Source organism: Streptomyces sp. IBSNAI002, from assembly GCF_052244475.1.
Classification (GTDB): domain Bacteria; phylum Actinomycetota; class Actinomycetes; order Streptomycetales; family Streptomycetaceae; genus Streptomyces.
The window spans coordinates 59,750-77,820 of the sequence record NZ_JBQPXG010000006.1 but is presented as its reverse complement, the minus strand read 5'-3'; the positions used below and the strand labels follow the sequence as shown (position 1 = coordinate 77,820).

The 18,071-nt window shown below is 73.9% G+C and carries 18 protein-coding genes and 1 pseudogene; 10 read left to right on the top strand and 9 right to left on the bottom strand.

Annotation, left to right across the window (positions count from 1 at the left end; translation table 11 throughout):
* Nucleotides 1-90: 90 nt before the first annotated feature.
* From ACTVZO_RS43635 to ACTVZO_RS43625, 3 genes are read left to right on the top strand one after another with little or no spacing between them, the layout of a single operon-like run.
* Nucleotides 91-363: a hypothetical protein gene (locus ACTVZO_RS43635; RefSeq protein WP_443304142.1), complete on the top strand. Its 273-nt coding sequence runs from the start codon at nucleotides 91-93 to the stop codon at nucleotides 361-363.
* The gene (locus ACTVZO_RS43630; protein WP_443304141.1) at nucleotides 360-731 is read left to right on the top strand and encodes a hypothetical protein; all 372 of its coding nucleotides are present in this window, start codon (nucleotides 360-362) and stop codon (nucleotides 729-731) included. The genes ACTVZO_RS43635 and ACTVZO_RS43630 overlap by 4 nt, the downstream gene beginning before the upstream one ends.
* Nucleotides 728-1,009: a hypothetical protein gene (locus tag ACTVZO_RS43625; protein ID WP_443304139.1), complete on the top strand. Its 282-nt coding sequence runs from the start codon at nucleotides 728-730 to the stop codon at nucleotides 1,007-1,009. The genes ACTVZO_RS43630 and ACTVZO_RS43625 overlap by 4 nt, the downstream gene beginning before the upstream one ends.
* A 22-nt stretch (nucleotides 1,010-1,031) precedes the next feature.
* Here ACTVZO_RS43625 and ACTVZO_RS43620 read toward each other — a convergent pair whose 3' ends face one another.
* From ACTVZO_RS43620 to ACTVZO_RS43610, 3 genes are all read right to left on the bottom strand, one after another.
* A complete protein-coding gene (locus tag ACTVZO_RS43620) occupies nucleotides 1,032-2,696 on the bottom strand; it encodes an alpha/beta fold hydrolase (RefSeq protein WP_443304138.1) in 1,665 nt (554 codons plus the stop codon).
* Between the two features lie 135 nt (nucleotides 2,697-2,831).
* Nucleotides 2,832-3,326: a nuclear transport factor 2 family protein gene (locus ACTVZO_RS43615; protein ID WP_443304137.1), complete on the bottom strand. Its 495-nt coding sequence runs from the start codon at nucleotides 3,324-3,326 to the stop codon at nucleotides 2,832-2,834.
* Between the two features lie 32 nt (nucleotides 3,327-3,358).
* Nucleotides 3,359-4,132, bottom strand: a complete 774-nt coding sequence (locus ACTVZO_RS43610; RefSeq protein ID WP_443304136.1) for an SDR family oxidoreductase — start codon at nucleotides 4,130-4,132, stop codon at nucleotides 3,359-3,361.
* A 169-nt stretch (nucleotides 4,133-4,301) separates the two neighbouring features.
* Between ACTVZO_RS43610 and ACTVZO_RS43605 the strand changes: the two genes are divergently transcribed.
* Entirely contained in the window at nucleotides 4,302-5,132 is an 831-nt protein-coding gene (locus tag ACTVZO_RS43605) for a helix-turn-helix transcriptional regulator (protein ID WP_443304135.1), read from the top strand.
* Nucleotides 5,133-5,181: 49 nt separating this feature from the next.
* Here ACTVZO_RS43605 and ACTVZO_RS43600 read toward each other — a convergent pair whose 3' ends face one another.
* On the bottom strand, nucleotides 5,182-5,730 hold the full coding sequence (locus ACTVZO_RS43600) for a hypothetical protein (RefSeq protein ID WP_443304134.1): 549 nt from the start codon (nucleotides 5,728-5,730) through the stop codon (nucleotides 5,182-5,184).
* Between the two features lie 160 nt (nucleotides 5,731-5,890).
* Here ACTVZO_RS43600 and ACTVZO_RS43595 point away from each other — a divergent pair, with 160 nt between their 5' ends.
* From ACTVZO_RS43595 to ACTVZO_RS43580, 4 genes are all read left to right on the top strand, one after another.
* Nucleotides 5,891-6,325: a hypothetical protein gene (locus ACTVZO_RS43595; RefSeq protein ID WP_443304133.1), complete on the top strand. Its 435-nt coding sequence runs from the start codon at nucleotides 5,891-5,893 to the stop codon at nucleotides 6,323-6,325.
* Nucleotides 6,326-6,449: 124 nt separating this feature from the next.
* On the top strand, nucleotides 6,450-6,716 hold the full coding sequence (locus ACTVZO_RS43590) for a hypothetical protein (RefSeq protein WP_443304132.1): 267 nt from the start codon (nucleotides 6,450-6,452) through the stop codon (nucleotides 6,714-6,716).
* Between the two features lie 112 nt (nucleotides 6,717-6,828).
* Complete coding sequence (locus tag ACTVZO_RS43585; protein ID WP_443304131.1) at nucleotides 6,829-7,161, top strand: helix-turn-helix domain-containing protein; 333 nt, start codon at nucleotides 6,829-6,831, stop codon at nucleotides 7,159-7,161.
* Nucleotides 7,162-7,666: 505 nt separating this feature from the next.
* Complete coding sequence (locus ACTVZO_RS43580; RefSeq protein WP_443304130.1) at nucleotides 7,667-9,004, top strand: transcriptional regulator; 1,338 nt, start codon at nucleotides 7,667-7,669, stop codon at nucleotides 9,002-9,004.
* Here ACTVZO_RS43580 and ACTVZO_RS43575 read toward each other — a convergent pair.
* A complete protein-coding gene (locus ACTVZO_RS43575; RefSeq protein WP_443304129.1) occupies nucleotides 9,001-9,255 on the bottom strand; it encodes a hypothetical protein in 255 nt (84 codons plus the stop codon). The two genes, ACTVZO_RS43580 and ACTVZO_RS43575, sit on opposite strands and share 4 nt — an antisense overlap.
* Nucleotides 9,256-9,277: 22 nt before the next feature.
* Between ACTVZO_RS43575 and ACTVZO_RS43570 the strand changes: the two are divergent.
* Nucleotides 9,278-9,457, top strand: a pseudogene (locus ACTVZO_RS43570) (DUF721 domain-containing protein); the annotation flags it as partial.
* Nucleotides 9,458-9,585: 128 nt separating this feature from the next.
* Here the strand turns inward: ACTVZO_RS43570 and ACTVZO_RS43565 are convergent.
* From ACTVZO_RS43565 to ACTVZO_RS43550, 4 genes are read right to left on the bottom strand one after another with little or no spacing between them, the layout of a single operon-like run.
* Entirely contained in the window at nucleotides 9,586-10,902 is a 1,317-nt protein-coding gene (locus ACTVZO_RS43565; protein WP_443304128.1) for an acyltransferase domain-containing protein, read from the bottom strand.
* A gap of 33 nt (nucleotides 10,903-10,935) precedes the next feature.
* Entirely contained in the window at nucleotides 10,936-11,706 is a 771-nt protein-coding gene (locus tag ACTVZO_RS43560; RefSeq protein ID WP_443304127.1) for a 3-oxoacyl-ACP reductase family protein, read from the bottom strand.
* Complete coding sequence (locus ACTVZO_RS43555) at nucleotides 11,703-12,722, bottom strand: 3-oxoacyl-ACP synthase III family protein (RefSeq protein WP_443304126.1); 1,020 nt, start codon at nucleotides 12,720-12,722, stop codon at nucleotides 11,703-11,705. Before ACTVZO_RS43555 ends, ACTVZO_RS43560 begins: the two co-directional genes overlap by 4 nt.
* Nucleotides 12,719-12,994 (bottom strand): phosphopantetheine-binding protein, encoded by a 276-nt coding sequence (locus ACTVZO_RS43550; RefSeq protein ID WP_443304125.1) that lies wholly within the window; start codon nucleotides 12,992-12,994, stop codon nucleotides 12,719-12,721. The genes ACTVZO_RS43555 and ACTVZO_RS43550 overlap by 4 nt, the downstream gene beginning before the upstream one ends.
* Before the next feature lie 299 nt (nucleotides 12,995-13,293).
* On the opposite strand from ACTVZO_RS43550, the gene ACTVZO_RS43545 reads away from it, so the two are divergent.
* Nucleotides 13,294-15,285 carry an AAA family ATPase gene (locus tag ACTVZO_RS43545; protein ID WP_443304124.1) on the top strand — a complete coding sequence of 664 codons (1,992 nt, stop codon included), beginning with the start codon at nucleotides 13,294-13,296 and terminating at the stop codon, nucleotides 15,283-15,285.
* The last annotated feature ends 2,786 nt before the right edge of the window (nucleotides 15,286-18,071 follow it).

Below are 18,071 nucleotides of genomic sequence, written 5' to 3'. Positions count from 1 at the left end.
CCGGCAGAGGCCGCAGGCTGAAGGCGAAGCGGCAGGTCCGGTTGTCAAGTGCGGTTGCGCTTGCGGTGGAGCGTGGGGCAGGCTGGGCGCATGACCGACACCCCCCGCGCGACGCGTGTGGCGCTGGACCCCGGCGAGGCGGACGAGTTGGACGCTCTGGCCCGCGCGGTCGAAGAGGCCGCCCAGGCTCTGGACCACGCACGCGCCGTGCTGGGGGAGGCGGCGGGGCGGATCGCCTCGCGTTACGACCGCGGGGGACCGGCCGCGGTCGCGGCCCGCGTCGGCTGGTCCCGCCAGCACGTCTCGACCCTGGCGGCAGGTCACCGGCGCGCCGCGGAAGCCGACGAAGTGGAGGCGGCGTGAGTACTGCTCCTGAACCTTCCCCCGGCGCCGGCGTCCCCCAACCGGCCGCGACCGCGGAAGATCTGCGTGCGGCCCTGTCCCGGATCGCCCCGGATGCCGTGCCGACCTTCGACGCCGAACGGGCCACCGCTGTCGCCCGCGCCCGAGATCAGTTCAGCGCCGCGCCGATGCGCCGTTTCCTGCGGCAGTGGGCCCTGTACGTGGCCATCGAACGGCACCCCGACCTCGCCGCGCTCCTCCGCAGCCTGGAGGCCCGCGCGGCGCGTGTCACCGACCCTGCCGAGGCGCGGGCCATCACCGCCGAGATCGGCCACATCCTCGACAAGGCCGCCGCCGAGGCTGGCATCCCCCACGGCGGGGCCCGGTGACCTTGTGGCGGTGGGAGTACGACCCGAACGCGGACGAAGTCATCAAGGGGCTGCCCGCCCATGTCACCGAGGAGGTCGAGCGCCTCGCCGATGAACTCGTGGCGCTCGCCGATGTCGGCGTCGATGTCACCGACATCGGCGAGGGGCCGCGCAAAGGCACTCCCGGCGGGCTGCGCCGCATCCCGCTCCTGGCCGACGGCTGGTTCTACGCGCTCCCCCTGCCCCGCCTCCACCTCATCGCGATCGTCCGCGTGATCCCGCCCTGCGCCGACCTCTGACCGCGCACGGCGCTCGCGCCGCTCAGCGCAGAGTCGGGATCACGTCGCGGGTTTCGTCGACCGGGAGGTCCGGCGTGCGCAGGCCGATGGGGCCCGGCGGGTCCTCGTCCGTGCAGACGGTGCCCCGCGGGGGCAGGGCCAGGCCGGCCAGGTAGTCCGTGACCAAGGCGCTGACGCACGCGCTCCGGTTGTACGCGGTGTGGCCCTCGGCGGCGAAGGTCAGCAGTCGCCCGTTCTCCAGCGTCCCGGCCAGCGCCACCGAGTCCCGGTACGGGGTGTCCGGGTCTCCCGTCGTACCGAGCACCAGGATCGGGGCCGAGCCGGCCGCCCGGTACGAGCCCTCGTACCGGCTCGGGCGCTCCGCCTGCCACTGCGCGCAGGCCGGGGCGTGGTTGTGGTCGTACGTCGGCGGACCGAAGCCGATGGGCGCGCCCAGCAGCGGAGCGGCGGCGACATGGGCGCTGACCAGCCCGCCCAGCAGCACACGGCCGGCCGGATACGCCCGGTCGGCGCACTCGACGGCCAGATTGACGTTGAGGAAGTCGAACGAACCCGGCGAGGGCGGAGACAGCAGGAACGTCCCCTGCCGAGCCTGCGCCGCCCGCAGCGCCTGCCCCAGTTCGGGCCAGATCACCTTGCCCGCGTTGATGTTGAACATCAGGCGGTAGGCGAGCGTGTACCCGGTCGCCGGACGCCCGCTCGCGGTGATCACGGGATCGGCGTCCAGCGCCCGCTTGAGCTGCTCGAACGCCTGCCGCGGCCGGCCCTCCCCGAACCCGCATGCGGCGGCCTCCCGCGCACACCAGTCCAGGAACCGCCCGACCGCCGCGTCCAGGGCCACGAACTGCGGCCCGTCGTACGCGTACGGCACGTCGGCGTAGCGCCGCGGATCGTAGCCCCCGTCCAGGACCATGGCCCGCACGCGCCGCGGGAACTGCGCGGCGTAGACGGTGCCGACGTAGCTCCCGAAGGAACGCCCGTAGAAGGACAGCGTCTCCTCGCCCAGGGCCTGCCGCAGCAGGTCGATGTCCTTCGCGTTCGAGCCGGTGCCGATGAACGGCACCAGGTCACCGGCCCGCTCCCGGCAGGCGGTCGCGAACTCCAGCCCCTGCCGGACGGCGTCCCGCAGCGCGCCCGGCCCGGGAACACCGCGCGCGGAGTCGACGGCGGCGGTGTACTCCCGGTCGTTCCAGCACTCCACCTGCCCGCTGCGCTTCACCCCGCGCATGTCGTACCCGACGACGTCGAAGGCGTCGCGCAGGGAGGCGGGCAGCGCCTCGTAGCTGTCCCGGGCGAAGTCCACCCCGGAGTTCCCCGGTCCGCCGGGGTGCAGCAGCAGTACACCGGTGCGCTGCGCGCGGTCGGCCGCGAGCCGCCGGGTGACCGCGATCGGGACCGTCCGCCCGGCGGGCTCGCGGTAGTCCAGCGGCACCCGGGCGGTCGCGCACTCGAACCCGTCCGCCGCACCGTCACACGGCCCCCAGGACAGAACGGGAACGGCCGGAGCCGCCGCCCCCGGCCCCGCGGCCGCCGCCTCCCGGGGCGCGGCCCCGAGGAGCGCGGTCGCCGCGATCAGGGCGACGGATATCCGGGACAGCCGGGATACCCGGGACAGCCGGGATATCCCCGACCTGGATGTCCCCCGCACCACTCGCCTGCGCACGTCATCAGCTGAACGGGTCTGCATAACGGCGATCCTCCGTTGGTTGCGGGGCGGGCGCCAACGTAACCGCCGCCCACCGCCCGAGTCGGCCCACCAGGAGTTGATTCCCCGTACCCCCAGGGGAAGTACCCGGCTACAACCGGGGGCGTACGACCCGGCTCATGTCCGGACGCCGGGGGCGAGGGGGTCCTCGCCCCCGGTCCACCAGACGCCCAGCGTCTGCCGGACCAGCACCCAGCCCCCCGCCTCCCGCCGGAACTCCCAGTCGTAGGGCCCGCCCATGGCGTACGGGGAGGCGGCCGTCCCGGGCGCGGGATCGGTCACGAACCACATGTAGCCGATCCCGGTGGCCCGGTCGCCCGCCACCTCGAAGTGCGTGTTGAGGATGTGGTGCTGCATGGCCGGGTACGCGGCTTCCGCCTCCTCCACCCTGGCCCGGATCGCCTCCCGGCCGCGGATCGTCCCCCACGGCCCGAACTCCAGCACCCCGTCCTCGGCCCAGCAGCCGGCCCAGCCCCGCCAGTCCTTCAGGTCCAGCGCCCGCCACCCGCGCATCATCAGCGCACGCAGGGCCTCCTTGTCCTCCAAGGCCCGCACCCTGCGGACCAGACCGGCGAAGTCGTCGGCGCCCGGGGCTTGGGCCGTACGGGTCACGTCACCGCCTTCCGCAGCGGGGAGGCCGCCGTTCACTGCGCGCTCCCGGCGGGCCGGACCACGATCTCGTTGACGTCGACCTCCGCCGGCTGGGAAACGGCGTACGCGATGGCCGCCGCGACGGCGGAGGCGGGCAGCGCCACCGCCCGGTAGGCCCGCATGGCCTCCCTCGCGGCCGGGTCCGCGATGCCGTCGGCGAGTTCGGACTCGGTCACGCCGGGGGAGACGAGCGTGACGCGGACGCCGCCGTCCGGGGACTCCTGCCGCAGCCCCTCCGAGATCGCCCGCACGGCGAACTTGCTCGCGCAGTACACGGCCGCCGTCGGCGAGACCTCGTACGCACCGACGGAGGCGATGTTCACGAAGTGCCCGGCGCCCTGGGCCCGCATCACGGGCAGGGCGGCGGCGATCCCGTACAGGACACCCCGGACGTTCACGTCGATCGTCCGGTCCCACTCCTCGACCCGCAGCGCGTCCAGCGGCGAGAGCGGCATCACGCCCGCGTTGTTGACCATCACGTCCACCCGCCCGTAGCGCTCGCGGGCGGCGGCCACGAAGGCTTTCACGTCGGCGGCGTCCGTGACGTCCAGCCTCTGGTACGCCGCGCTGCCTCCGCGCTCGGTGATCTCGCGGGCCAGCGCGTCGAGACGGTCGGTGCGGCGCGCACCGAGGAACACCCGGTGCCCGTCGGCGGCGAGCCGGCGGGCGGTCGCCTCCCCGATGCCGCTGCTCGCCCCGGTGACCACCACGACCTTGGCCGCGTCCGCGCCTGCGTCCGCGTCCGCGTATGCGTAGGCGTCTGTCATCCCTGCTGTTCCTCTCGGTCAAAAGGCGGCGGGACAAGGTGAGTTGGTTTGAGTGCGCCCCGCTCGCAGCACCGAGTCTGGGCAGGCCGCGACGCACCGGCCAGGACGGCCGCTGCCTGGGTGCGCCACACCCAGGCACCGCCCGCAGCGGTCGCCTAGCCTGACCGGCATGTCCGAGAACCAGCTGGGAGAGTTCCTGCGCGCCCGCCGAGCCGGCCTGCGCCCCCAAGACGTCGGCATGCCCGGACACGGCGTGCGCAGGGTCCCCGGGCTGCGCCGCGAAGAGGTCGCGGTCCTGGCCGACATGAACGCGGACTACTACACGCGCCTGGAGCAGGGCCGCGAACGCCACCCCTCGGCCCAGGTGCTCGACGCCCTCGGCCGCGCCCTGCGCCTGGACCCCGACGCCTGCGCGCACCTGTACCGACTGGCCGGGACGGCCCCGCCCGTCCCGCTCGCGCCCCCCGTCCCGGACGGGATCACGCCCGCGCTGCGCCAACTGCTCGACGCCTGCCCGGGAGCCCCGGCGTTCGTCGTCAACCGGGCCCTGGACGTCCTCGCGGCGAACGCCCTCGCCGAAGCCCTGTACTCGCCCTTCGAGGCCGCGGACAACCTCGCCCGCATGGCCTTCCTCGACCCGGCGGGGCGCCGGTTCCACACCCGCTGGACCGATACGGCGCAGGCCGTCGTGGCCCACTTGCGCCAGGCGTCCGGCCTCGACCCGGACAGCCCGCGCCTACGCAGCCTCGTCGCCGGACTCACCGCCCACAGCGCGGACTTCACCCGGCTGTGGAACGCCCACGCCGTACGGGGCAAGACCTCGGACGCCAAGCACTGCCTCCACCCGGACGTCGGCCCCCTGACCCTCGCGTACCTGTCCTTCGACGTGCGCGAGGCACCCGGCCAGCAGCTCATCGTCTACCAGGCGGCCCCCGGATCCCCGAGCGCCCAGGCCCTCACCCTCCTCGGAGCCCTCCACGCCACGGCGCGCTGGTCCTGAAACGGCAGGGAGCGCCGACGGGGGAGGCCCGTCGGCGCTCTTGCGCCGGTCAGAGGGCGTTGCGCGACACCTTGAGGATCTTGCACTCGATCTTGTCGGAGGCCTTGGCCGCCTTCGCGGTGTTGAACGCGAGGGCGCCGGCGTTGTCGTCCGTGTACTTCTGGCCGGGGGCCAGGTTCTGGGCGGTCGACAGGAGGTCTTCCTTCTTCTCGCCGTTGACCAGCACCTCTCCCTCGACGAGGTAGCTGTAGCGGCGGTCTCCGCTGTTGGTGTACTCGACCTTCACGTCGAGTTCCTTCAGGTCGTAGTCGCCGGTCTTCACCGCGCAGGACGTCACCTTCGCGTCCTTGGTGATGTCCGGCTCGCCCTTCTTCGCGTCGCTGCCGGCCGAAGGGTCGACCTGCGCGCTGTCGTACGACTTGTCGAGCTCCTTGCCGACCTCCTCGGCGGCCTCGCCGACGAGGAGGGTGCAGCCGCCGAGCAGGAGCAGCCCGAGGACGGCGGGGATGCCGCAGCCCAGCGCGACCTTCTTGCCGGTGCTCATCCCCGGCTTTTGGGCGGGGTACTGCGGCTGGGGCTGCTGCGGGTATCCGGACATGACTGGGCGATCCTTAGGAACGATGGGGTCCCCGGGCCACAGCGATGCGGCGATGCGGGCAGGGGCCGCGTCATGATGGCATAGGCGCGATCAACTTGCGCGCGCGTCTCACAAGCGTGCGATCAGAAGCCGAGCGAGGGCAGCGCATGAAGGTCTGGACATGAAGGTCAGGAACGGCGGGAGCGGGGTCACCGTGGAGGACTTCCCCGGCTACGAGGGCCACAGCTTCATCATCGGATTCCCCGCCGGCGGCACGAAACCGAACGGCTTCTACGTCAAGGCCCCGGACGACCAGCCGGTGAGCGCGACCTGGCTGCGCCGCCTGCCCCTGGACCGCCTCCTGCGCGTGGCGGCCGAGGCGCGGGCGGCGGACATCGCCGGCCAGGTGTCACCGGCGCCCGCGACCGAGGGCCGCCCCTACGGCGGGGGCGACGACCACGTCGCGAAGGTCGCCGAGGTCTACCGGTGGGCAACCGAACGCAACATCCCACCCCGCCGCGCCATCGCCAGCCGATGGGCCCGTTCGGAGGCGACGGCAGGCCGCTGGATCGCCGAGGCCCGCAAAAAGGGCGCCCTCCCACCCGCCGGAAACTGAACCCGCCGAACTCCGTGTCGCGACACCGGGCCAGCAGGGAAGGGGGCCGGAGGCACCCTGCGGCCCGCGGCCCGCGCCGCGAGCGGAAGGAACCGCTCCGGTGGGTGGGGGCATCTCGTGGGGCATGGGTTTCGTGATCTTGCTCTTCGCGCTGGTCTTCCTGGGCGGCTGGGCCGCCGCTCTCGCCGGGCTCGGGTACGCCTCCTCCGTGCTGTGGCAGAGCCGGCGGCAGCGGTGGGTACGGGAGCACGGGCACCCGTTCGTCCGGCTGCTGCTCCCGCCCCCCGCGTACCTCCGCTTCGACAAGGCGCTCGCCGTGACGGCGCTGCTGGCCGACCTGTGGCTGCTGTCGGCGCTCTGGGTCGCCTCGTTCGACACCTATGACAGCTGACCCACGCGCGGGGCCGCCCGGCCCTGATCGTGAACACCCGGTTGCAGTGGTGTCGGAGATCACGAGGTGAGGTATCTTTCGGAGCATCATCGCTGGAGGGGGAGGTTTCTCCGTGTCAGATTTGGATCTGAACGCGTCAGTTGACGCTCTGGTCGATCGTGAACCGGATCTTCCCCTTCCCGCCGTACGGCGGCAGCTGCGCCTCGCCGACGATCTGACGCAGCGCCAGCTCGCCGACGCCCTGCACGTGAAGCCGCTGACGATCCTGCGCTGGGAAGGCGGCCAGACCGAGCCGCGGCGCCCGTGGCGTGACGCGTACGCCCGCCTTCTCCAGCGGCTCGCCGAGAAACACCCCGAAGCCGCGCAGATCACTGATCGCAGTGCGGTGCGCGGATCGTCTCCGGGCATGCCGACGCCGCCTTCGGGTTCAAGGGGGTCGGGATGACCTAGCCGGCCATCAGCCGCGCGCTCCGGTGAGGATTCGCCATCCTCTGGACTCGCGCGGCCCGTATACCGCCCGGTGCATCACCAGGGCGGTCCGCTCGGACATCGGCTGCAACCGGTTCCGAGCTGCGGCTCATCAAGCCGCTCTCATCGATCCGGCCCCTCATCAGGGCCATTTCACTGCTGACACCGCGTCAGCCCCGGCCAAGGGGCTCGCGCAGTGCTGCCGTCCCCCTGCGCGAACCAACGAGTTCAGGGCCCCGGCCAAGGGGTCCGTCTTTGCTGATCCATCCGGAAGGTCGGTACTCGTCATAGTGCCCGATGTTGTGTCCTCTGAAAACCCGGTCGCTGTCCGTTTCGCTCCCGTTCGAGCCGATCGAGCGTCCCGCATGGCGGGATCCCTACCCGAAAAGCGGAACTCCTTTACCTTTCTATGGGACGTCTTACCTCCCGTGGGCGCCTCCGCGGCACCGGTGTTCACGCCCGTACGGGGAGAAGCGCAGTCCGTGGAGCGCACCGGCTCGCGCCGTGCCGAACCGCGGGCGTGGCTGCGGTCGGTGGTGTGGCTGGTGGGCGCGGGTCCGCACCCGCAGGCGGGCCCCTCGACGGTGAGGGTGGCCGAGGACCTGGCGTCCCGGATGGACTTCTCGCTGAGCCTGGTCCTGTACGACCTGGACGGCACGGCGACGCGAACCGGCCTGTCGCGCGCGACGGTCAAGCGCCACGTGCGGTACCTGCGCGAGCTGGGCGCCCTGGTGTGGGTGCGGCACGGCTCGAAACGAAACCTCCGCCTGCCGGGGCGCGCGTACACGGCGACGGCCACGATCTACGGCGCGGCCGTTCCCCCGGTCTACGACGAGGCCATGGGGCACCGGCTGGCCGGGAGCGGATACCACGCCCGCGTGTGCGGGCTGACCGAGGCCGGCCGCGAGCAGGCGGTGGTCGCCGCCCGTGCGAGGGCCGAGACCAAGCGGAAGCCGAAGGGGAACCGGGCTGCCGGCGCCCGCGGCCGTTCGGGCCGTGAGCCCCATTCTCTTGGGCGCCACCCGCACTCTTCTCCTGCGGGAATGACCTCCTCTCCCCCTGAGAAGAGCCCCGCCCCGAAGAAGTCCGAGCGGAGGACCGGAGGCCGCCGGAGGCTGAACCGCTTCGGCACCCGTCTGCGGCTGGCGGTGCAGCTGATCGCGCACGTGACCTGGCTGCGCGGCTGCTCGGTCCGACGCATCGCGTGGGTGGCCCGCCACGTCGCCGATGCCGGCTGGTCGGTCGTCGACGTCCTGGCCTGGCTGTACTTCCGCGGCGGTACGGCGGTCGGTCATGTCCACCGGGCCTCCGGGCTGCTCGCCACGCTGCTGGCCGGCGCGGAGGCGGTGCTCTCCACCCCCGAGAAGCGGACATCGGCGGTCGAGGACTGGCGCAGGTCGCAGGAGGGGATGCGCCGCCATCGCATCGGGCACGTCCGCCACCAGCGCGAAGCCTTCGACGGCGACTGGCAGGCCCCGACCGACCCCGAGGTGCGACAGCACGTCATCGAGGCCTACGCGACCGCCTTCCGGCCCGCCGGGGACACCGCGCCCGACGACGACCGCGTTCCGGAGCCGCAGTCCACGTCGATCCGGTGGGAGGACCTGGACCCGGTGGAGCTCGCCGAGGGCCGCGCGCTCGTGGAGCGGCAGTTGCTGGCGGGCGATCCGTCCACGGTCGTCAACGCGGTCCATCTCGTGGGACGCCCCATGGCCGAGCGGCTCTACGGCGCGGACCTGGTTCACCGGGCCGAGCAGCTGACGAGGCTCGCCCACAGCCCCCGGACCACCCTCGGCCAACCTTCCCGGCCACAGCACTAGGAGGCGCCCACCATGACCACCAGCCCCAACACCCCGGCCGTTTCCGGTACTTCGTCCCGCCCGGCCGTCTTCGGGACGGACATGGCCCGGATGGCCTTCCAGGCGGCCCGCGCGGCCGCCCGCAAGCGCGGGGACCGCGCCGCCGAATCCCGTACGTCCCGCGGCCGTACGGCTGCCCGGCCCGGCGCCCGTACCGGCGCCCGGCCCGGCCTCCGCGACGGCCGGGAGCCGGCCGCGCTGGGTGCCGTCACCGAGCAGTTATTCGCCGACCGCGTGTGGGAGCTGGCCGCCGTGGGCGCGAGCGTGCTCGGTCAGTGGCCCGCCATCGCGGCCGCCGTCGCCCCCACCCTCGCCGAGCACGTCACGGTCACCGCCTACAACCCGCGCACCAGGGTGCTGACCCTGTGGCCCGACTCCGGGGCGTACCGCACCCAGCTCCGCCTCGCCACCGACCGCATCCTCACCGCGGCCCGGGACGTCACCGGGACACGGGCCGTACGCAGCATCGTCGTCCTCAACCCCGACATGCCGCCGCCGCTCCCGGTCCGGGTGCTGCTGCGACGGCGGCGGCCGAGGGCCGGTCAGGACGAGGGCGACGGGCTGCGGTGTCCGCGGGGGAGACCCGCGCCGGGCCGGTGGCCGTCGAGCACGAGGTCGTGCCCTTCGCACCACAGGGCCGCGGCCGTCTCGAGAACGGCGGACCGGTCGCCGTGCCCGGCCCGGCCGGACCGTTCCGCCCGGTCGCCGGGCAGCATCGACAGCACCGCGCTCCCCCCGCCGCGCACCGCGCGCTGCCGCACGGCCAGGGAGGACAGGACGCGGCCCGGCCCGCACTCGACGAGCAGCCGGTCCCCTGCGCCGAGCAGGGCGGTCAGGGCGGGCCCGAAGCGGACGGGGTCGGCCATCTGCCGGGCCCAGAACCGCGCCGAGCCCGCCTCCTCGGCCGTAAGCAACCGCCCGGTGTAGCCGGACCGTACGGGGAACCGGGGCGGCCGGGGCCGTGCGTCGAACGCCAGCTCGGCCGCCGCGACGGCCGGTTCCATCGCCGGGCTGTGGAACGGGGTGGTGGCCGGCACCGGCCGGAGCGTCACCCCGTCGGAGGCGAGGCGGGCCGCCACCACGGCCAGTTCGGCGCGCGGCCCGGCCAGCATCGTCCGGCGTACGGCGTTCACGGCCGCCACCGCGACCTGCCCGGACAGGTACGGGCCGAGCTCGTCGGCGGACGCCGCCACGGCGAGCATCCCGCCGGGCGGGATCCGCGCGGCGGCACGCACCCGGCCGCGCACCAGGGCGACGGCCTCGGCGACGGTGAACACCCCGGCCAGGGTCGCCGCCACGACCTCGCCCGCGCTGTGCCCGAGCGCCTCGGCCGGGGTGACGCCCCAGCTCAGAAGCAGCCGGCCCAGCCCGTGGTCGACGGCGAACAGCAGCGGCTGGGCACGGCGCCCGTCGTCGATCGGGATGCCCGGACGGGCGGCGGAGCCGAGCCAGTCGGCGCGGATCGCCTCGCCCTCGGCCCCCCACGCGCCCAGGACCTCGTCGACGGCCGCCCGGAACACGGGTTCCTCGCGGTACAGCCCGGTCGCCATCCCGTGGTGCTGGGACCCCTGCCCGGGCAGCAGCAGGACGACGGGCCGGGGCCCGCCCGCCGGGACCTGCCGCACCGGGGCGGCCGCGAGGTCGTCCAGGGCGCGGGCCGCCGTGGTGACCACCGCACCGCGCACCGGCCCCGGCCCCGTAACCGGAGGCGCCCCCGGAACTGGAACCGGAACCGGAACCGGAACCGCGGAGCGCAGCGCGTCGGCGACCCGGGCACGGGCGGCGCGTTCACCCGCCGGGTCCGCTCCCGCCCAGCGCAGCAGCAGGGCCGTACCGGGCGCGATGCCGGTGACCGCCATTTCGCTCTCCTCCCGTGCGGACGGGTACGCCCCTCAGGTGAGGGAGATCCCGCCGTCGACGCTGAGCACCTGCCCGGTGATGTAGCCGTTGTCCAGGAAGACGCCGATGGCGGGCGCGACCTCCTCGGGCGTGGTCAGCCGGGGCACCGGCAGGTTGGCGGCGAGGCTCTGGCGGAACTTCTCCGTGGCGTTCGCCGTCATCCGCGTCTCCATGAACCCGGGCGAGACGGCGTTCACCGTCACCCCGCGCCGCCCGCACTCGGTGGCCAGGGTGCGCGTGAGCGCGATCACCCCGGACTTGGAGGCGGCGTACGCGGTCTGGCCGGACGTGGCGACCAGGGCCGACGGCGAGACCACGTTGATGATCCGCCCCCACCGCCTTTTGAACATCGACGGCAGCACGGCGCGGCACACGTGGAAGGTGCCGACCAGGTTCGTCTGGACGACCTCGCCCCACGCCTCCGGCGACTGGCTCATCAGCAGCGCGTCCTTGCGGACGGCCGCGTTGCTGACGAGGATGTCGACCTCGCCCAGCTCCTCGACGACCCGGCGGTGGAGGGCGCTGACCGACTCCCAGTCACCCACGTCCGCCTGGACGACGATCGGGTCGTTCGTCAGGCGCTCGCTGACCTCGCGGGCGCCGTCCTCGGCGCGGTTGTAGTGGAGGGCGACGCGGCACCCGAGCCGGTCGAGCTCGACGGCCACGGCGGCGCCGAAGCCCCCGGACGCGCCGGTCACCAGGGCGACCGGCTTCTCCGGGCGCTGCGCCGAGAGGGGGCGGACTTCCGCTGCGGTCCCGGTCATGACGCCCACTCCGTCGGCTCGCCCGCACCCCACTCGATCAGCGCGGTGAGCCACACCATGCCGGCACCGAACGCCGCGAACATCACGCGGTCGCCCCGCTTGATGCGCCCGGCATCGAGCGCCTCGGCGAGGGCGATGGGCATCGAGGCCGCACCCGTGTTGCCGTAGTACTCGATGTTGGTGATCAACCGCTCCCGGGGCACGTTGCTGCGCTCGAGGATCGAGTCGATGATGCGCATGTTGGCCTGGTGCGGCAGCAGGTGGTCGATGTCCTCGGCTTTGAGGTTCGCCGACTCGAGCGTCCGCTTCACCGAACCCACCGTGAAACGCACGGCGTTCAGGTAGATCTCGTTGCCCTTGATCTGCGCGTAGTGCTGCTTGTCGCGGAGCGTCGCCTCACTGGCCGGCAGCCGGCTGCCGCCGGCCGGGATCTTGAGGCTGTCGACCTTGGTGCCGTCGCAGCCCATGTCCCACGCCTGCAGCCAGCTGCGGTCGTGGGGCGCCAGGACGACCGCCCCGGCCCCGTCGCCGATCAGCACGCCCAGGTCCCGGTCCTCGGGGTCGACGACGAGGGAGTGCGTGTCGGTCCCGATCAGGAGGATCGGACGGGGGTCGATCGCCATCAGCCCGGCGGCGACCACGAATCCGTAGGCGAAGCTGGCGCATTCGGCGTTCACGTCGTGGGCGCCGCCCGCCGTGCCCAGTTCGCGCTGTACGAACGCGGACGTGGCCGGCGACAGCTGCTCGGGCGTGCCCGAGGCGAGGATCAGGTGCGAGATCTGGTCGGGGCGCAGCCCGGCGTGCTCCAGCGCCCGCCGGCCGGCCTCGACCGCCAGCGAGGCGGTGGTCTCGCCCGGCCCGACGATCCGCCGCTCGCGGATGCCCGTACGCCGCACGATCCATTCGTCGTCCACGCCCAGCCGTGCGGAGAGGTCCGCGTTGGTGAGCCTTCCCTCGGGCAGGTACTTCCCCCACCCGATGATGCCGATGCCCGACACCCGCGGCTCCGCGGTCACTCGCCGCCGGTCGCGGACGCGACCGGGGCGACGTCGTGGGCGGCCACCAACTGCTGGTGGATGCCCCGGAAGGTGACGGTGTCGTTGATGCTCTCGACGATCGACTCGTCCACACCCAGGTCCGGGTAGCGCTCCTGCATGTCGTAGACCCACTCCATGAGGTCGAGCGAGTCGACACCGGACGTGGTCAGAGGGCTGTCGGGGTCGAACCCCTCGACCCGGCTCACGGCCATCAGCCGTTCGACGGACACTTCGAGCGAGGGAAGCAGCATGGCGACTCCTGGTAGTTGTGATCGGCCTGCGGGCCGCACCGTACGAGTACCGGCGCAAGCGTTTCGCAAGCCCGACTGCATGGGAACGCGAGTCCGGCTCGAGCGGGTGGCCGGCCGTTGTGGACGCGTTCTCGCTGGTCGACGCCAGGATCGTCGCCGTAGGAGCGCAACGGGCGCGCAAGCGTACGGGCGGGCGATACCACCGCGGTCCCACGCGCGGGGACCCGGCCACGGCACCCGGCTGGTACCACCTGGCCGGACTCTGTCCCCCACACAGCACTTGCAGGGGGACAAGTTTCATGGACACCGAGATCGAAATACTGGGGCCGATGGCCGTGCGCTGCGCCGGCACCGTGCACCACCTCCAGAGCGCACAGGCCCGGGTGGCGTTCGCCCGCCTCGTGCTCGCCGGCCCCGAGGGCGTCACGCGGGACGAACTGGCCGACGTCATCTGGCCCGGAGAGCTCCCGCCCACCTGGGCGTCGGCCCTGCGCACGCTCGTCAGCCGGCTGCGCACGTTCATGGCGCCGCTGCCGGCCGAGTCGACGAACCCGCTGGCCAAACTGGGCGGGCGCTACGTCCTCGCGCTGCGCGAGGACGTACTGGTCGACGTGGAGGACGCGACCCGGTCGGTCACCGCGGCCCAGGAGGCGTTCAACACCGGCGACGTGACCACGGCCGCCCGGCTGGCCACCCGGGCCGCGGACCGGCTGCGCCTGCCGTTCCTGTCCGAGCACGAGGGCGACTGGATCGCCGGATGGCGCGAGCGCCTCACCGAATGCCTGGTCACGGCCCTGGAGATCGCCAGCCGGGCCGCGCTGGGCTCGGGGGACCACGCGCGGGCCGCACTCCTCGCCGAGGAGGCGACGGCCCGGGCACCCGAACGCGAAAGCGCCCACCGCTGCCTCATGGCGGTGCGCGAGGCCATGGGCAACCGCGGCGAGGCCCTGCGGGCGTACCAGCGGCTGCGCCGGTACCTCGCCGAAGAGCTCGGCGTCGACCCGTCGCCCGAGACCGAGGCCGCCTACCTGGCACTGCTCGGCCCGTCGTCCCCCGCCCCGTCGGGCGCGCCCGGTGCCGGACCCGCCGCCGGACACCGCCCGGTCCCCTTCATCGGGCGCCGGCAGGAGATGGCGACGCTGGCCGGAGCCTGGGCCCGGGCCGCGCGCGGCCGCCGGCAGTTCGTGCTGGTCACGGGCGAGTCGGGCATCGGCAAGACGCGGCTGCTGCGCGAGGCGGGCGCGGCGATGGCCGCCGAGGGCGGGCTGCTGCTCGTCGGCCGCTGCGACGAGAACGCGATGATCCCGTACCAGCCCCTCGTGGAGGCCCTCGACAGCTACGTCGCCTCCTCGCCCGACGACCCGCTCGACGCCGTCTGCCCCTCCGCCCGGAGCCCGCTGCGCCTGCTGCTCCCCTCGCTCGGGGGTCCGTGCGCGCCCGGCGAACTGCCCGAACAGCCGGTCCTGTTCGCGGCGCTGACCCAGCTGCTGCTGGCCGCGGCGTCCGAACGGCCCTGCGCCGTCCTGGTCGACGACGCCCACTGGGCCGACCCGCAGACCGTGGAGCTGGTCCGGCACCTGCTGCGCACGACCGCCGGCGCCCGGCTGTGCATCGTCGTCGCCGCCAGGAACGACCTGCCGACGTCCGCCCAGCGCCGCCTGCGGACCGGCCTGGACGAGGCGATGCTCCGGTTCGAGCACGCCGGCGACGGGGCGGAGGTGGTCCTCGGCGGCCTCGACCTCGCGGCCACCGGGACGCTCATCCACGAGCTGGTCACGCGCACCGGCACCGGCACGGGCACCGGCACCGGCGCAGACACCGCCGCCCGCCTGGTCCGCCGGGCCTACACCCGCAGCGGCGGAAACCCGTTCATGCTCCTGGAGATGCTCCGGCACCCGGCCGGCCTGTACGCGGCACCCCCGGCCGTCGCCCGGCTGGTGGCCGCCAAGCAGGCGGCCATCGGCCACGACGCCACCCGGCTGCTCCAGGTCGCGGCCGTCACCGGCCCGTCCGTGGCCTTCGACGCGGTGGCGGGGGCGGCCGGCCTGGACGTGCTGGCCGCCCTGGACGCGCTCGAGACGCTGCTGCAGGTGGGGATCCTCGCCGAGGGCTCACAGCACCCCGACCGGCCGGCCGTCTACGAGTTCCGCCACGACGTCGTCCGCCAGGTGGTCGACGAACAGGTGAGTGACGCCCGCCGCCGCCACATCACCTCCCGGCAGCGGCAGGTACCGGGCCCCCGCAAGCCCACCGCCCACCGGCTCTCGCACACCGGGGGCGAGCAGCCGTGACAGCCGTCCCGGGGCCTCGTGCAACGCCCCGCATATTCACTCAGGGTGACGGTTCGTCATCCAAGAGTTCGTGTTAACCTACAACCCGACCAAACGGGCATGACGGTGGGGGTCCCGGGGTCGCCGGTTCAGCTGGCATGAGAATGGGGACAGCCTCGGATGGCTCGCGTGCCTTTCGTCCCGCGTCAGCGGTTGGTGGAAGAGATGCTCAACGCGAGGCACTCGGTCCTCGTCGAGGCGGGGGGCGGATTCGGCAAGAGCGCCCTGATCGGGCAGGTCCGGGCCCGCGCCGGCGGTGGCGTCGAGGTGCGCCTGCCGCGCGACCACCCGGTCACCGTCGACGAACTGACGTCCGCGATCCTCGACGCGGCCGGCGAGCCCGCCGGAGAGCCCGCCGGCCGGCCGCGCACAGCGGCCGCCGGGCGGGTCGCCGAACTGCTGGCCGCGTCGGCGGGTCCGGGCCTCCTGGTCGTCGACAACGCCGAAGCGCTCACCGACGACGCCGCGGCCTGGCTGGCCGACCTGGCCAAGGACGGCCTGCCGCCCCTGCGCGTCATCGTCAGCAGCCGTCTGCTGCCGGCGCCCCTCGCCGCCATGGAGTTCTGGGGCACCGCCGAACGCTTCAACACCCAGGACCTGCGCCTCACCCAGGAGGAGGCCACCGCCCTCGCCCGCATCGAGCTCGGCGACGAGGACGCCGAGCGGCTCGCCGCCACCCTGCACGACCTGTCGGGCGGCTGGGTGGCGCTGCTGCTCGTGATGCTGCGCCGGCTCGCCCGGTCCTCCGACCGCATGGCCGCCGCCACGGTACTGCTCCGCCACCCCGGCCTGATCCGCCAGCTGATGGACCACTACGCCGCCGACCTCGACCCCGCCGACCGCTACCTGCTGACCCAGGTGGCCGCCTTCCCGATGGTCAACGACAGCCTCGTCGAGGGGCTCGGCCAGCCCGGGCTGCTGCGGCGCCTCATCCGGGCGGGCATCCCCTTCGCCGTCGGCGCCGACGGCTGGTCACGGCTGTGCAGCGAGTCGAAGGAGACGCTGGCCGCACTCGCACCGCTCGACCCGGCCATCGCCCAGCGGGCCGCCCCGCTCCTGACGTCCCAGGGCGCCGAACTGGCCGCGGCCAGCCTGCTCGCCGACAGCGGAGACCCCGAGCAGGCGGCCACGCTCATCGCCAAACTGCCCACCTCGCGCATCAACCAGCTCGACCCGGTCGAGTTCATCCACCTGATGGCCCGCCTCGGGCCCGCGGCCGAAGCCGCGCCCCAGGTGCTGCTGCACCTGGCCCGCACCCACCGCAACGTCGGCCAGCTCGCCGAGGAACGCGAGGTCATCGGCCGGGCCCTGCGCGTCGTACGCGAGCAGAACAACGACGACGACCTCGCCGCCGAGGTCGAGAGCGAATGGCTGGTCCAGCGGGCACTGCTGCGCGACACCGGCGTGCTCGCCCAGGTCGAGCGGCTCCTCGAAGGGACCGCCGAGGGCACCCGCGCCCAGGCCAGCCTCCTGGAGGCGCTGGGCGTGGCCCTGTCCGACCGTCCCGACGGGCCGAGCCTGCACCGGGCCGAGAACGCCATGCGCCAGGCCGCCATCACCTGGGGCGAACTGGGCGAGCCCGCCCGCGTCGCCGCGGTCCAGCGGGGCCTGGCCACCCAGGTCCTGGCCGCCCTCGGCAAGACCGGCGAGGGCGCCGTACTGCTGCGCAGACTCGGCGCCACCAGCGGCACCCAGTTCGACCGCATGCTGTGCCTGGTCATGGAAGCCCGGCTGCTGGCCCTCGGCGGCGAGGCCGAGCGGCCGCTCGCCATCCTCGACGACGCCATGCGCCTCGCCGAGCTGCTGCGCATCGACTGGGTGGCCGGCCACGCCGCCTGGACCCGCCTCATCGTCGCGGCCAACGACCAGGACATGTCCGGGGTGCTCGAACAACTGGCCAGGGCCGAGGCCCACCTCGGCCAGATGATGATCCGCGACAGCGGCGGCCTGCGGTTCCTGTGCGAGGCCGCCGACGCCTGCGCCGTGGTGGGCGCCGACGCGGCTTCGGCCCGGCTGCTCGCCGCAGCCCGCGAGCACCGCGTCGAGGACCCGGTGACCCTGGCGCTGACCGAGGCGTTCATCGGCGCCCGCCGCGGCGAGCCCGAGGCGGCCGTGGTCCTGCAACGGATGCTCGAGGACGGCGAGATCGCGCCCTGCCTGCGCTGGAAGGCCGAACTGCTGACCGGCTACGCCCGCCACGCCGCCGGCCACATCGACGCCGCCGACCAGCGCCTGCTGATCGCCCTCGACCGGGCCGCGAGCCTCGGCCACCCCGACCTGCTCGACCGCCGCGAAAGCCGCGTGGTCGGCGTCCTGCGGTCGGCGATCCGGCTGCCCCCCGCGGTCGTGACCGGCGCCCTGACCAGCGGCGTCGGCTACGAGGTGCGGGTGCTGGGCGGGTTCGAGGTCCGTCAGGGCCACGCCGTGCTGCACGGCTCCGGCCGGGCCAGCCAGCTGGTGAAGCACCTCGTGCTCGCCGGCGGCTCCGTCCGCGTCGAGACCATGGTCGAGATGCTGTGGCCGGGGGAGATGCCGGGAGTCGGCCAGCGCCGCCTGAAGAACGTCGTGACCCGGGCCCGGGCCACCTACGGCTCGCTCGTCAACCGCCGGGGCCAGCTGCTGTGCCTGTCCTCCTGCAAGGTCGACCTGCACACCTTCGAGGACCTGGCCCGGGCCGTCGCCGCCACCCAGGACGCCGAGCGCATCTCCCGCGCCCGCGTCGCCGTCGCCGCCTTCGCCGGGCCGTT